We start from the raw sequence: 13,965 nt of genomic DNA, 5'->3' as shown, positions 1-13,965 counted from the left end.
CAATGAAAAATTGGTTGGCTAACAAGTATGCATATTTGCTTCTGGGCCTGCTTGGCTTGGTTATCTTGTTTTCGCTTTTGGGTTATGCCAACAAAAGCAATCAGGAAAATGAGAAGAACGCCGCTACAACCTTATGGATGCTTGGCGTCAGCGATGATTCCTCCGCTGAATTCAAGGGAGGGGCGGGCAAAGAATCCGTCACCCTGGACGTTCAAGCAGCGAGCGCGACGGCGTTAAAGGCGGCGGGAGGAGCGGCGCAGGCCGTTAAGACCTCCTCCCCTGTTATTCAACTTAACGGATCCATTCCCCCAGGACTGAATGCCGAGACCAATCCGGAGCTCGTGCTCGAATATGAGCTGGATACCATTCCGGCCAATGGCGTACGGTTTAATGTCCGCATCCTGGACGCCAGCAAGGCCGTGCCGCAGATGGCCGTGTTTTCCAATAACCAGCTTTCCGGCATGATCCAGATTGCAGGTGTGGCGGGAACGGGAAGCCAGTATACCTTCAAGAGCAATTATCAATTGTATATCCCGAAGGAACAGCTGCAGACGGGAGTAAATCAGCTCAAGCTCCGTGTGGCCCGGTGCCTGTACTGCTCGGAGGCAGAGAATTCGAGCCTCTGGTGGACATGGGACAGCCTGAATCTTGAGAAGCTTGCTTCCCCGGCTGCTGAGCCGATTCATGGCAGCTACATCCGTACGGGAACCAATGTAAACAATAACGAGTTTTATTATGATAAAGGGGCTACCCGTCATCTTCCTGCCGTGATGAAGTGGCTGGGGATCGCCTACAGCGGAAATATTATGCGGGTCACCTGTGCGAGCAACGTCGGCAACGCATGCTCCGACCTGGACAACTATTACAAGACCCTCAAGCAGTACAACATGCAGGCAGTTGCCCTGTATCTGTATACAGGCGACATCAAGCTGAATGCGGACGGTACGCTGCCGGATTCCGCCAAGCAGAAGTTAACTTCGTATCTGCAAAAATACGGTCCGTATGTGCAGTATTTTGAAGTCGACAACGAGCCAGGGCTGTTCAACCGTTCCAAAGCGGTCAATCTGGCGGTAGCCCAATGGCTGAACAGTGAAGGGAAGAAAATTGCCCCTTATATGAAAACAGTAGCTCCCGGATGGGCATATTGGCCGGCATATTCCGTCAAATCTTGTAAGAATCAGACGGGTGATAAGAAAGAATGCGGCAATCCGGACGGATGGGAAAGGGACCCCAAGCAGCGTCTTGAGCTGGAGAATGTGACGGATCTGACCAACGGACACGCCTATGGTGAATCGTATGTGCAGGGACGGGGAGGCAGCTTTGTTGAAAACCTGCAGACCTTCAGCGGGTCCAAGGATGGGCTCAGTAAAACGATGCTGAACACAGAGTTCGGTACCTCCGACTCCCATACGGATAACCCGATTTATGGGGCGAGCCAGCCGCAGGCAGCGGTTTTCGACCGGATAATGCGGTCACAAATCGGATATGCCGATATGCTCGTCCAGCACGCCGCTTTCTACAAGGATTTCACTTTATTTGAAACAGGCTTTGATCTGAACAATCACAATCCTGCGAATACCCAAATTCATGAGTTTTCAAGCGGTCTTGATTCACGCGTCGATATCATGAGACGTCTCAGCCTGGCATATGCCACTCATGGCAAGCCGTTGACCTATGAGGTGCTGAACAAGAGTGAGACCGCCGACAAAATGGTCTATGTGCGTGCGGTGGACACATCCACACTTGATCCGCTGCCGGGGAGCAGTGCGAAATCCAACAAGCTGCTGGTCAATTTGGTGAACTTCGAACCGACAACCCAACACATTAAGGTTCGTGTAACGATGCCGAATCAGGGTACCTATCAGGGAGAACGCTTTGGACCTGGGGACACCTATGCTGAGGCACAAACCACATTGACCGGTCTGCAGGCTTCTCCAACCCTGGATTTCGAAGAAACACTCGGTCCGGGTGAATCCGTCCAATACATTCTCGCTCCGGCCAAGGTGGTCGATGGTGTCAGCACGGCTGACGTCTCTGCCCCTGATTGGGTAACGGCCAATGTTTCCCAGGACGGAGACATTAAAGTGGACTGGACGGAAGCAGAGGGGGCTCTTGCTTATGACGTGCTGCGTGCGGAAGGCACCGACGGTCCTTATCAGGTCATCGCTTCTGCGGTGGAAGCAACCAATTATTCTGATACATCGGTCAAAGCAGGCGTTTCCTACACCTACAAAATACGTGCGGCAGGCTCCGGGAAAATCTCTCCCGGAGCCAAAGTCGAATACACAGGTCTTGCCGCACTCGACCGGACAGCCTGGAAGGCAAGCGCCAGCCCGAATAAGGCTAATGCCAGACTAGCCATCGACAGCAGCACGCGCACTCGCTGGGACACAGGGATCAGACAGAGTGCGGGCGCCTATTATCAGGTCGATTTGGGGAAGACGAGCCGGATCGGGCAAATTACACTGGATGGAGCAACGTCGGAAAATGACTACCCGCGCGCTTATGACGTGCTGGTGTCTGTCAACGGCACGGACTGGACCAAGATCAACTCGGGGCGCGGAAGCGGAAGCTGGACGGATATCCGCTTTAATCCGATCGAAGCCAGATATGTGAAAATTGTGCTGACTGAGGGCGCGTCCATGTTCTGGTCCATCCATGAATTGCAGGTTTATGCCCAACTATCCTAACTATACGAAAAAGCTTCTCTCTAACAAATACGGGGGGAAGCTTTTATTTTTTTTGTAATACGCGCAGAAGAGGACAACATTTCTTTGTTCTTCTTTTATAATAATTAGGTATAAAATAATATAGTTTTATAGAGGCTTGCAGAAGCATCCGGAGATTTCAACTAAACGGAGGATTCGATTTGGCAGACAAGCATGAGGAATTCCAAATAGATAGGTCGCCGCGTTCAAAGACGAGAACCGGCCATGACGGGGTTATCAGACTTGATGTGCAGGATATTTTGAGGCAGTGCGGCCTGGAGGAACCGGAATGGCTCCGTGAATGGCTTGCACGCCGTGAATCCTGATTACCGCTTACGGGCAGAGAGAACGAAGAAAGGGGAAACCAACAGCCTGGCAAGGCGTTGGAATCCCCTTCATTACTCCATCATGCGTTCCATACGGATAAAAGCAATGAAGCGTTTGGCTTCCTCCTCGCTTAGACTGCGCCCATCAATCATAAGATTAAAGCGGCTTAGAATATCCATGTCGGACAGCTCAAGATGATCAATAAATTGCTTCACTTCCGGTTCCATGTCATTTTGTGTGAGCGGTATGCGGCCGATCAAGTAATCGATCGATACCCCGAAGAGATTGGCGAGCTTTGTCAGCGTGTCAAAATCGGGTTTACGCCGGTTCTTCTCATAATGTGAGAGAGCGGCCCGGGTAATTCCCAGAATTTGAGCCAATTCTTCCTGTTTCCAACCCCTTTTCTCCCGTAGTTCTGCAATGCGGGTGCCATAATCCATCGTATCTCCTCCTGGTTGCAAGTTGTTTAGAGAGGGTAAGGAGTCCTATGAATCAAATGTTACATTTTGTGATGCGCAAAAATATAAAGATACATATAGTATCTTTACTGGGTTAAAGTGTTAGCATATAAGCATTTTACTATAAATAGACGAGGAATGAACAGTTTTTTCGCGGTACGACGGGATTTCTGAGCATATATAGTTATAAGGTAACGGAAACGATACAGCCATATTATTTAAAATTGTGACTAAAGCAACTAGTTTTGTGTCAATAAAAGTAAATTATAATATTTAATCTATCATCCTCTGTAAACTTTCATTCATGGTTGCGAAAAGAAGAAGATATACAAGGATATGGTACAATAGTTTAAAATCGGATTGGTTCCCTTTGGGGTACTTATTTCCGAATGGAAGGAGTAAACACATGCAGATGGATCCCGTTGTACGCTTGCAGGGGGTTACCAAGATCAAATCCTCCAGGACGCTTGTTGATAGCCTGACACTGGACATACCGGCCGGACAGGTATTCGGCTTTCTGGGACCGAACGGAGCGGGGAAAACGACAACCATCCGAATGATGGTTGGCCTTATTTCGTTAACCGAAGGGGATATACATATTTGCGGCCACAGCATCAAAACAGACTTTGAACGCGCCATTGCCAATGTGGGTGCCATTGTGGAAAACCCTGAAATGTACAAGTTTATGACAGGCTACCAGAATTTGCTCCATTATGCCCGCATGAATCCGGGTGTGACCCGGGAGCGGATAGAAGAGGCAGTTAGGCTGGTTGGATTGGAAGGAAGAATCCGGGATAAAGTGAGGACCTACTCGCTTGGCATGCGCCAGCGTCTTGGTGTGGCGCAGGCGATTCTGCACCGCCCGAAGCTGCTTGTTCTGGACGAGCCCACGAATGGCCTCGATCCGCAGGGAATTCGCGAGCTGCGCGATTATTTGCGGCATTTGAGCCGTACCGAAGGTACGACGATTTTTGTGTCCAGCCATTTGCTGTCCGAAATGGAGCTGATGTGCGACAACGTCGCGATTATCCAGAACGGCAAGTTGATGGGAGTGCGGGATTTGAACGCTGTTTCCCAGGCGCCAGAGACCGCTCGTGTGGCCTTTGAGGTAGACGACCCGCAGCAGGCGCAGCGTATTGCCGGCAGCGGCCAGATTGAGGCCGGCAGCCTTGTTGTTGATCTGGACCGGGAAGGTACTGCCGATCTGAATGCCAGATTGGCGGCGGCCGGAATCCGGGTATATGCGATACACCGGTCTGTTCGAACACTGGAGGATCAATTCCTGGAGATGACGGGAGGCGGAAGTATTGGCTGACTTTTTTAAACTGGTGCATAATGAAAATTTGAAAATTTATATGCGTGTCCGAACCTGGGTTATGCTCGGAATTTTGGCATTTGTGACAGCGGTTGTGCCCGTTCTTATTTATATGGCTTCCGATTCGGCAGGGGCCTGGGACGGGTTGCTGCTGACGGCTTCTGTCGCCTTTTTTCTGAATATAATATTTACCGTCATTGTGGCGGCCGACTCCGTGGCCGGAGAATACTCGGCGGGCACCATCAAGCTTTTGCTGATCCGTCCCTGGAGCCGCGGCAAGCTGCTTTTATCCAAATATCTGTCCGTCGTGCTGTTCAGCCTGGCCGCTACCGCGCTGCTGATTGTTCTGGGCGCCGTTTTTTCACTGCTGCTGCTGCCAGGGACGGGAAGCATGTCGGAGATGATACTGCCGGGTTGGAGCGTCGGAAAATATACGGCACTCAGCCTGCTCAGCCGATATGCCGATTTGTTTATCATCTGTACGTTTGCCTTTATGCTGTCGGCTGTCTTTCGTTCCGGCGGCCTGACGATCGGGCTGTCCCTGTTTATTCTGTTTATGCAGAATACGCTGTCCGTGTTTTTTACGCCTGAGCGCTACAGCTGGGCCAAATATGCATTGTTTAATAACATGGGCCTCAGTCAGTATATGCTTTCCCCTGTCGGCGGGGGAGGCATGACGCTCGGTTTTTCCATAGCGATTTTAGCCGTTTATTATGTCCTATTTATGGCAATCAGCTGGATCGTATTTGTCAAAAGGGATGTAACGGCTTGAGTCAGACAGAGCCCCTGTTATCCGTCCGGGCATGGAGGGGAACAGGGGCTTTTCTGTGAGTTTAACCGGCCTCCGCGGCAGGCTTGGCAGACAATGAATCATCCAGGGACTCAGATTCTGACAGCTCTTCGGGCAGGGAAGCCTCTGTGCCTTTCATTTGACTGTGGCCGTTCATAATGCCGCCTTCCATAATGACAAGCACGCCGGAGGCCGAATTGCCATACAGCTCTCCCGTGGAGGTGAGTGTGATCCGTTTTTCGGCTTGGATATTTCCGAAGACCTTCCCGGCAATAATGACTTCAGCGGCGGTAATGTCGGCGTTAATCACGGCGGATTCGCCGATAACGACAACATTCGTGCTTTTAATCTCCCCCTGGTATCTGCCTTCCATTCGCAGTGGAGCTTCACAATGCAAGGTCCCTTCAAAGAAGGAGCCGCTGGAAAGCAGCGTATCCGTCGTAGTGCCGGCGTGTGAGGGCTTGGTAATGGCTTTAAACATGTTCTAACCTCCCTGATCTTCATTTCACAATGAACGGCCAGTCCGCAGGGTTTCTCATTGTACATAGAGCAGCGGATCAACGGGAATATTTTGTTTAACCACCTGAAAGTGGAGATGCGGGCCCGTGCTTCGTCCGGTATTGCCAAGCTGTCCGATCAGATCGCCCTTGTCCACCTGATCACCGGGGGATACATTCATACCGTTAAGATGCATATACCAGGTCTGCAGCCCGTTCGGGTGCTGAATAATAATATATTTGCCACGCTCGCTCATCTGATCGGCGGTCGTAACGGTTCCCGCCCCTGCGGCGTAGACCGGATCGCCGATGCGGCCCGCAATATCAATGCCTGCATGGTAAGCACTGCGGCCGTTAAACGGATCACGCCGGTAACCGAAGCTCGAGGTCAGGCGGCGTTCCGAGGTTGGCCAGAGTGAAGGCTTGCCCTCCCTGGCCAGCTCAAGCTTTCTGGCCTGCAGCAGTTTGGCCTGTTTCTGTTCTTCCCAGTTCTTCCGGGCGTCTTCAGCTCGTTCCAGCGTCTTGGGTACGCTTTTCTCCATGGCGTCCAGCAGATCCTGAATCTCTTCAAAATCATCCTTCAGTTCCCGGCCCTTCGTCAGCACCTGCTGGTCGTGAACTGCGATCCATTGACCGCCCTTGCTGCCGGATATGTCCAAGGAGATGGGTTCGTTCTTCCCGGCATTCTTAGTGGAGGAATCGGGGTCATACTTCTGGATGAACTCTTCAAGCTGCTGTTCCAGCTCGTTAACCCGTTGGATGCGTTCCTTCATATCAACGGCCTGGCCGGAAAGCTTTATCACTTCGTTTTGCAGCAGGGAAATGGCTTTTTCTTTGTCAGACACGGTGACCTCCAGTTGCAGGCTTTGGGCGGCGAGGGTTGTTTCCAGCCTGGATATGATTTGGGAGGAACGGACCTGAAGGGATATGACGAGCGTGGAGATGGACAGAACAGCAATAGCGGGCACTAAAATGACAACAGGTCTGGACAGCTGAAATTGGCGGGCAGGGCGCTGTGCGTCACGCAGCAAAAGAAGGGTCATCCGTCGGTTCATGTCTCCTTTTTTCATAACAGCTCCTTTCCGGCAGATACACAGCAGGCGGCGGCTGCAGCCGTATCGCCGGCCAAATGCCTGTATTGCTAACTATGTATTCATAGATTCCGCGTTATATGACAAAAATGTAAAGAGTAGCCCATCATCAAGGTGATTCCGCAAAGGGAGGTGCCATATGCTCTGGCTGGTGATTGTTCTGCTGATTTTTATCTTTCAGGTCGGAACCATCCTGATTCTTGAATTCCGCAAGCCCTCCAAGGCTGTGGCCTGGCTTTTTATCCTGTTCTGTTTTCCGCTGATCGGCTTTGTTCTCTATTATTTCATGGCCCAGGACTATAAAAATCGAAAATTCATGCGCCACAGAGGTTCGCGGCTCTTTCGCGGCTTCAAAGACCAGCTCTGGAAGCAGGCCAGGGTAATTGAACGCCTGGAGCAGATGGAGAATCCCGATTTCAGTGATCAGGAGCGCTTGTTCAACCTGCTGTCCCGCCTGTCGGAAAGCCCCATTACTGGTTGCAATGAGACACGCGTGCTGACGAACGGGGAGCAGGCTTTTCCCGATATGCTGCAAGCGATGGAAAGTGCACGGCATCATATTCATATCGAGTTTTACATTTTCCGCAATGATGAAATCGGTGTCCGTTTTCAGCAGGTTTTAATACGCAAGGCGCGGGAAGGGGTTAAGGTGCGATTTGTGGCGGATGGGCTGGGAAGCTATCATCTGCCCCGCTCCTTTGTCCGTGATTGCCGGGAAGCGGGGGTGGAATTTCATTTTTTTCTGCCTCCGCTTATAGCGACCCTTGACCGGCGGGTGAATTACCGGAATCACCGTAAAATCGTGGTGGTGGATGGTGTCGTCGGTTTTGTCGGCGGCATCAATGTCGGAAATGATTATCTTGGGCTGTACCCCAAGTTCGGATTCTGGCGGGATACCCATATGCGGATTGAAGGGGACGGGGTCTATTTTTTGCAAAACACGTTTCTTGGCGACTGGAAGCTAGCTTCCGGTGAACGGATTATCGATAAAAGCTTGTTCCCGCCGCATCAATGTCAGGGAAACGAGCAGGTGCAGGTGCTCGCCAGCGGTCCTGACCAGGATTGGGATGCGATTCAGGAAATGTGCTTTGGTGCCTTAACCATTGCCAAAAGCAGGATATGGCTAACGACCCCGTATTTCATCCCTGACCCCAGCATTTATGAAGCACTCAAGACAGCTGCCGTCAGCGGAGTGGATGTACGGATTATCATTCCGTATAAATCGGATTCCAGATTGGTGCATCTTGCTTCCTTATCCTATGTTGAGGAGTTGCTTGAGGCGGGGGTGAGGTTTTACCAATACCGCAAAGGCTTTATTCATGCCAAGGTGATGATTGTGGATGAGCTGCTGGGTTCCGTAGGAACGGCCAATCTGGACATGCGCAGCTTCTTTTATAACTTTGAGCTGACCGCTGTACTGTTTTCAAAGGAGGCTATCAACCGGCTGGTGCGGGACTTTGAAGAGGATCTTCAGAACTCCAGCCCCATCGATTACGAAGAGTTTTCCAACCGACCCAAAACCCACAAGGCAGCAGAAATGTTGACCCGCATGCTTTCCCCTCTGCTTTAAAGGCCAAAATGGTCTGAATTTGACGGGAAAGCGCGTTGTTTTGTTGTTTTTCTGCTCACAGCTAACTTTTTTGACCAAAATCGACCATTATATGATATAATGTATATAAGTTAATGATGCTGCGGAGAAGGGGATTGTTAAACCAGTCCCCTTTTTTATCCAGTAATATGTAAATTATTCCATATTGATTTAGGGGGAAGGATGATGGAAACGATCGAAAAACAACAAGCCGCAGCATTAGGAAAAAAGTATCCGGTCAGTCGGAAAAATAAGCTCAAGAAACTGCTTCAGCGGGTTTCTTTTATAACTCTCGGGGCAGCGCTCATGGCGGTAGCGCTTGAAATTTTCCTTGTGCCCAATGGAGTCATCGACGGAGGCATTACCGGTATATCCATTATGTTTTCAAAAATATTCGGATTGCCGCTCGGCATATTTCTGTTTCTTCTTAACCTGCCTTTTCTTATTCTCGGGTACAAACAAATTGGAAAGACCTTTGCGCTTTCCACGCTGCTTGGTGTAGGTATCATGTCTATCGGTACGACGCTGCTGCATACGGTTCCGGCATTGACACCGGGTGAACCGCTGCTGGGCGCCATCTTCGGCGGAGTTATTCTGGGGGTTGGCGTAGGGCTCGTTATCCGTTCGGGCGGATCGCTGGATGGTACGGAAATTGTCGCGATTATCGCCAGTGAGAAAACGCCGTTCTCGGTGGGGGAAATCGTGCTGTTCGTGAACGTGTTCATCCTGGGCAGCGCCGGCTTCGTATTCGGCTGGCCTAACGCGCTTTATTCCATGATTGCCTATTATATTGCCATGAAAATGATCGATATTACGATTGAAGGTCTGGATCAGTCCAAGTCCGTATGGATTATCAGTGATAAATACCGGGATATCGGCGATGCGTTGACCGACCGTCTGGGTCGGGGCGTCACTTATCTGGATGGTGAAGGCGGCTTTACCGGTGAAAGCAAGAAAGTCATCTTCGTAGTCATTACGCGGCTGGAGGAAGCGAAGCTGAAGTCCATTGTAGAGGACTGGGACCCGCACGCTTTTGTAGCCATCGGCAATATCCATGATGTTAAAGGCGGAAGATTCAAGAAAAAAGGAATACATTAGCGAGGCTAATAGATCATAAGGTAAAGCCAGTCCCCTGACATATTTTCAGGGGGCTTTTTTTTCCTGAAAATTCAATTTAAGAAAAACTTTATTTTTAACCTCATTTCTTCTTTAATAGTTTTCTTTATCCTACAAGCATACGAAGGATTAGGAGGAAGTTGGAGTATGAAGAAATGGGTTTTTTGTATTATCGTTTTGCTGCTGCTGGGCTACGGGTTCACGAAATTTAAGGAGGGCATGACTGACCTGCCCGATGAATCAACACCTTTCGACGAAAGCATAAAAATTCCCGGAGCGGTTCCTCAAGGGGACGTTTTTACGATAAAAGTGACAAAAGAAATGATATTCCAGGGAGATCTGCTGCTCGTCAACAAGGACCATCCTGTTCCGGATGGGCTGCACCCCGAGTCGGAAGCGGTGAGTCTGGTCAAGAATTCCGAGCTGATCGACGGATTCGGCGTGCTTGATAGCTCTATTCAGCTATCGCCCTGGCTGGTGGACAAATTTCGTACCATGATCAAGGCCGCGGCGCAGGACGGGGTCAATCATTTCTTGATCAGCAGCGGTTATCGGAACAAAGCCAAGCAGGACGAGCTGTATCGCGATATGGGATCGGAATACGCCCTGCCGGCGGGGTATAGCGAGCACAACCTCGGTTTATCGATGGATATCGGCTCCTCACAGGCGGAAATGAATCAGGCCCCGGAAGGGAGGTGGCTGAAAGATAATTCCTGGAAATACGGGTTTGTTCTGCGTTATCCCGAGGATAAAACAGCGGTGACGGGCATACAGTTTGAGCCTTGGCATTTCCGTTACGTCGGTCTGCCGCACAGCGCGATCATGCAGGAAAAGAACCTTGTCCTGGAACAATACCTGGATTTACTGAAACAGCAGAAGTCGGTAAGCATCACGATCGGGGGGGAGAACTATAAAGTCTTTTACTTTCCGGTAAATGGAGATCATACGATCACCGTGCCTGCGCAAGGAAAATACGAGATTTCCGGCAATAATGAGGACGGCGTTATTGTTACGGTTCACGAATAACCGGGATATTCGGAACTTTGTGCGGAAAGGAAGCGGAAGGGCAAGGTATTCACGAGGATATGGTCAAGGAGGGGACGGCGCAGGATGAATACGAAAATGGGGACGGTGACAACAGCCGGGATGAAGACGAATACGAGCGTGAATAGAAACAATATGAAGGTGAGCGTTCTAAGTCTCCGAGCCCTGCTAGTCCTTTATGTATATGTGTTGGTCAAAGTCATCTTATTGAAGTTTCATTCTTTGGACCTGGGTTTTCTTGGGGGCCGGCTGCTGGCCGGTCTGCGGCAGCCAGGCTTGATTTCGCAGCAGTTGCATACAGGTAATTTGGTTCCCTTCAGGGAAATCTCCAGATCGCTGTATTCGTTAACCGACCACGCTTTATTTAATGTGTTCGGAAATGTGGCTATTTTTATGCCTTTGGGAATTTTACTGTCTCTTATGTTCAAAGAAAAAGGGATGCCGGGGATGAGGACATTCATCTGTGCGTTTTTCTTAAGCCTGTGTTTGGAAACCGCCCAGCTTCTGTTCAGGATTGGTCAATTTGACGTCGATGACATTTTGCTGAATTCCGCGGGAGGGCTTCTTGGCTTCTTGATATACCGGATCATTGCTGAACCGATGAGACCGGCCAATGGCTAAACCCCAATTCCGCAGCTTTCGCTTCCAGGTGATCCGGTTGTTCGGGCTCAGCATGCTGTTGTCCGCCGGCACTACTTTTCTGATCTACTTGGCGCTGCAGCAATATTACCATACGTTGTACCGCGAAGACCCGATGTTCGAAGTCCGGGAAACGATCAGAGAGATCGGCGATATTAACGTGTTCCTGATGTTTTTTTTTCCGATTTCATTTTTCTACTTCTATCTGCTTACCCGGCGTTACGTTGCTTATTTCCGGGAGATTTCCCGCGGGATCAACCAATTGGCCGGGGGCCACTTCTCCCATCGGGTCAATATCCAGTCCAATGATGAGATCGGGGACATTGCCCGGGACATCAACCTGGCCAGCGAAAAGCTGCAGCAGGCAGTGGAACGGGGGGATTTCGCCGAGAACAGCAAGGAGCAACTGGTGCTGAACCTCGCCCATGATTTGCGGACCCCATTGACTTCCGTCATCGGGTATTTGGATTTCATTCTTCAAGGCAAGGATTTGACCGCTGATCAGATGAAGCATTACATGACGATTGCCTATACCAAATCGCAGCGGCTGGAGAAGCTGATCGACGAGCTGTTCGAAATTACGCGGATGAATTACGGCAAGCTAAGGATCAATCGCAAACCGCTTGACCTGAGCGAGCTGCTGACCCAATTAACCGAAGAGATGTATCCCGTATTCGAAAAAAGCAAGCTGACCGCGCGTCTTGAGGTAGCATCGCAGCTGATGACTTCCGGAGACGGCGACCTGCTCGCACGCGTGTTCGAGAACCTGTTGTCCAATGCCGTCCGTTACGGCAAAGACGGTGAGTACATCGATATTCAAGGCTGCCTGGATGAGGATCAAGTCGTCATTCAAGTCATCAATTACGGTGATTCCATTCCTCCGGATGAGATTCCTCATGTGTTCGACATGTTTTTTACCGGGGATCGTGCCCGAACCCATCAGGAGGGAAGCACCGGGCTTGGCCTGTTTATCGCCAAGAACATTGTAGAGCAGCATGATGGCTCAATATCGGTACAAAGCGATCTCATTCGTACCGAATTCGAGGTGCGTTTGCCAACATGAACTGTTACAATTCACAATTTGTCGATTAAGGTTACAAAAATGTGTTTTTTTAGAACTTTATCTACAGCAACATCCTCACTTAAAATATCTAGGGGGAGAATTCATTTTTTTTCCATCCTCTCGTCATGGAAAAGTGTGAGACAAATTGTAAGCATATCAAAGGGAGGTTTCATGATGAAAGAGAAAACGGCTGCCTTGCTGCTTGTTGTTTCTTTATCCGCCGCTTTGGCCGGAGAAGTAAATGCCGCGTCAGGGAGTGATCAGCAGCCGCAGCAATCGAATGTTGAAGTAAATGCGCCTGCAGGACAGAAGGAAGTCCAGCTTAGCCTGGAGCAGGCCGTAGCCTTGGCAGAGGCTAACAACGAGCTGTTGAGAAGTTCGACACGGGACCTGGAGCGCAAGGGGATTACACTGCAGGAAGCAGCGGAAGACCTGGGGTATATCTCACCTTATGATGTCGACGGGAGCGTTGATGCCTCGGAGAGCAATCCGCGCTGGAAGAGCTATAATTCGGCCAATGAAGCTTATCTTACGGCTGCAAGGCATGCCAAGTTTGCCAAGGATAAGGTCTATTTCTCGGTAATGAAAAGCTATCAGGCCGTTTATGTTGCGGAAAACAATGTTGAAACCGCGCAGCAGCAGCTGGAGCTTGCACGTGCAAAAGAGCGCATCGCCGCCGCCAAATCATCCCGCGGTCTTGTGTCACAAAAAGAATACGATGATGCCGTACATAGCCGGACGGAAGCGGAGGAAGCTGTCAGACAGCGCAACTCGGATCTGCAGAAGGCGTATGATGCGTTAAATACACTGATAGGCAAGCCCAAGGGCGCAACATATACTTTGGAGAACCCGCCAGGATATCGTGAGCCCGTTAAACTGGATATCGAGGCCCATATCAGCAAGCTCGTGGAAGACAGCCCGGAGATTATTGACCTGAAGGAAGCGGTCAAGAACAGTGAATGGGATATCAGATACGATAATTTCCAGGGCAGTGAGTCTGATAAAAAGCTGAAGCGTATGGATCTGGAAGACGCCAATGAGCGCTTGACGAAAGGGAAGGAGGATTTTGCCGAATCGCTGCGGACGGCCTACAGCACGCTGATGGACAAGGGCCAGGAATACATACGATTGAAGGAAAACTATAATATTGCCCAAAAAGCGCTGGAGCTGTCCCGCAAGAAATGGGATAGAGGCATGATCGTTCAGTCCGAGCTGGAGGAGAGCCAGTTGAATGCCGACCAGCTCCGCCGTCAGCTTGAGGAATTGGCGATAGAGATAAGCCAGCTGGAATATACGCTGAATAAGCCGTGGAGTGTCTAGGAGGGACAG

Annotated in this window: 13 protein-coding genes; 10 read left to right on the top strand and 3 right to left on the bottom strand. The window is 50.3% G+C overall.

The features are described from left to right. Positions 1-2 precede the first annotated feature (2 nt). Together ACI1P2_RS00175 and ACI1P2_RS00170 are read left to right on the top strand one after the other, a co-directional pair. Entirely contained in the window at positions 3-2,690 is a 2,688-nt protein-coding gene (locus ACI1P2_RS00175; protein ID WP_355315727.1) for a discoidin domain-containing protein, read from the top strand. 179 nt (positions 2,691-2,869) lie between these two features. Continuing rightward, on the top strand, positions 2,870-3,034 hold the full coding sequence (locus ACI1P2_RS00170; RefSeq protein WP_355315725.1) for a hypothetical protein: 165 nt from the start codon (positions 2,870-2,872) through the stop codon (positions 3,032-3,034). Positions 3,035-3,106: 72 nt separating this feature from the next. Here ACI1P2_RS00170 and ACI1P2_RS00165 read toward each other — a convergent pair whose 3' ends face one another. After that, a complete protein-coding gene (locus ACI1P2_RS00165) occupies positions 3,107-3,475 on the bottom strand; it encodes a helix-turn-helix domain-containing protein (protein WP_355315723.1) in 369 nt (122 codons plus the stop codon). Positions 3,476-3,899: 424 nt separating this feature from the next. On the opposite strand from ACI1P2_RS00165, the gene ACI1P2_RS00160 reads away from it, so the two are divergent. Together ACI1P2_RS00160 and ACI1P2_RS00155 are read left to right on the top strand one after the other, a co-directional pair. Further along, positions 3,900-4,808, top strand: coding sequence for an ABC transporter ATP-binding protein (locus tag ACI1P2_RS00160; protein ID WP_355315721.1), 909 nt, complete (start codon positions 3,900-3,902; stop codon positions 4,806-4,808). Next, positions 4,801-5,580, top strand: coding sequence for an ABC transporter permease (locus tag ACI1P2_RS00155; RefSeq protein WP_355315719.1), 780 nt, complete (start codon positions 4,801-4,803; stop codon positions 5,578-5,580). Before ACI1P2_RS00160 ends, ACI1P2_RS00155 begins: the two co-directional genes overlap by 8 nt. A gap of 61 nt (positions 5,581-5,641) precedes the next feature. Here ACI1P2_RS00155 and ACI1P2_RS00150 read toward each other — a convergent pair whose 3' ends face one another. Together ACI1P2_RS00150 and ACI1P2_RS00145 are read right to left on the bottom strand one after the other, a co-directional pair. Next, a complete protein-coding gene (locus tag ACI1P2_RS00150; protein ID WP_355315717.1) occupies positions 5,642-6,079 on the bottom strand; it encodes a bactofilin family protein in 438 nt (145 codons plus the stop codon). 54 nt (positions 6,080-6,133) lie between these two features. After that, positions 6,134-7,165, bottom strand: a complete 1,032-nt coding sequence (locus ACI1P2_RS00145; protein ID WP_408976088.1) for a M23 family metallopeptidase — start codon at positions 7,163-7,165, stop codon at positions 6,134-6,136. 160 nt (positions 7,166-7,325) lie between these two features. On the opposite strand from ACI1P2_RS00145, the gene cls reads away from it, so the two are divergent. From cls to ACI1P2_RS00115, 6 genes are all read left to right on the top strand, one after another. Next, the gene (gene cls, locus ACI1P2_RS00140) at positions 7,326-8,756 is read left to right on the top strand and encodes a cardiolipin synthase (protein WP_355315713.1); all 1,431 of its coding nucleotides are present in this window, start codon (positions 7,326-7,328) and stop codon (positions 8,754-8,756) included. Between the two features lie 204 nt (positions 8,757-8,960). Next, positions 8,961-9,872, top strand: a complete 912-nt coding sequence (locus ACI1P2_RS00135; protein WP_355315711.1) for a YitT family protein — start codon at positions 8,961-8,963, stop codon at positions 9,870-9,872. Between the two features lie 165 nt (positions 9,873-10,037). Beyond that, positions 10,038-10,916 (top strand): M15 family metallopeptidase, encoded by an 879-nt coding sequence (locus ACI1P2_RS00130; RefSeq protein WP_355315709.1) that lies wholly within the window; start codon positions 10,038-10,040, stop codon positions 10,914-10,916. 84 nt (positions 10,917-11,000) lie between these two features. Then, positions 11,001-11,555: a VanZ family protein gene (locus ACI1P2_RS00125; protein ID WP_355315707.1), complete on the top strand. Its 555-nt coding sequence runs from the start codon at positions 11,001-11,003 to the stop codon at positions 11,553-11,555. Next, positions 11,548-12,636, top strand: coding sequence for a sensor histidine kinase (locus ACI1P2_RS00120; protein WP_355315706.1), 1,089 nt, complete (start codon positions 11,548-11,550; stop codon positions 12,634-12,636). Before ACI1P2_RS00125 ends, ACI1P2_RS00120 begins: the two co-directional genes overlap by 8 nt. A gap of 174 nt (positions 12,637-12,810) precedes the next feature. After that, positions 12,811-13,956 carry a TolC family protein gene (locus ACI1P2_RS00115; protein ID WP_355315704.1) on the top strand — a complete coding sequence of 382 codons (1,146 nt, stop codon included), beginning with the start codon at positions 12,811-12,813 and terminating at the stop codon, positions 13,954-13,956. Positions 13,957-13,965: the final 9 nt, after the last annotated feature.

This window comes from Paenibacillus jiangxiensis (genome assembly GCF_046098255.1).
Taxonomy (GTDB): domain Bacteria; phylum Bacillota; class Bacilli; order Paenibacillales; family Paenibacillaceae; genus Paenibacillus; species Paenibacillus jiagnxiensis.
This window is presented reverse-complemented; position numbering and strand designations above follow the sequence as displayed.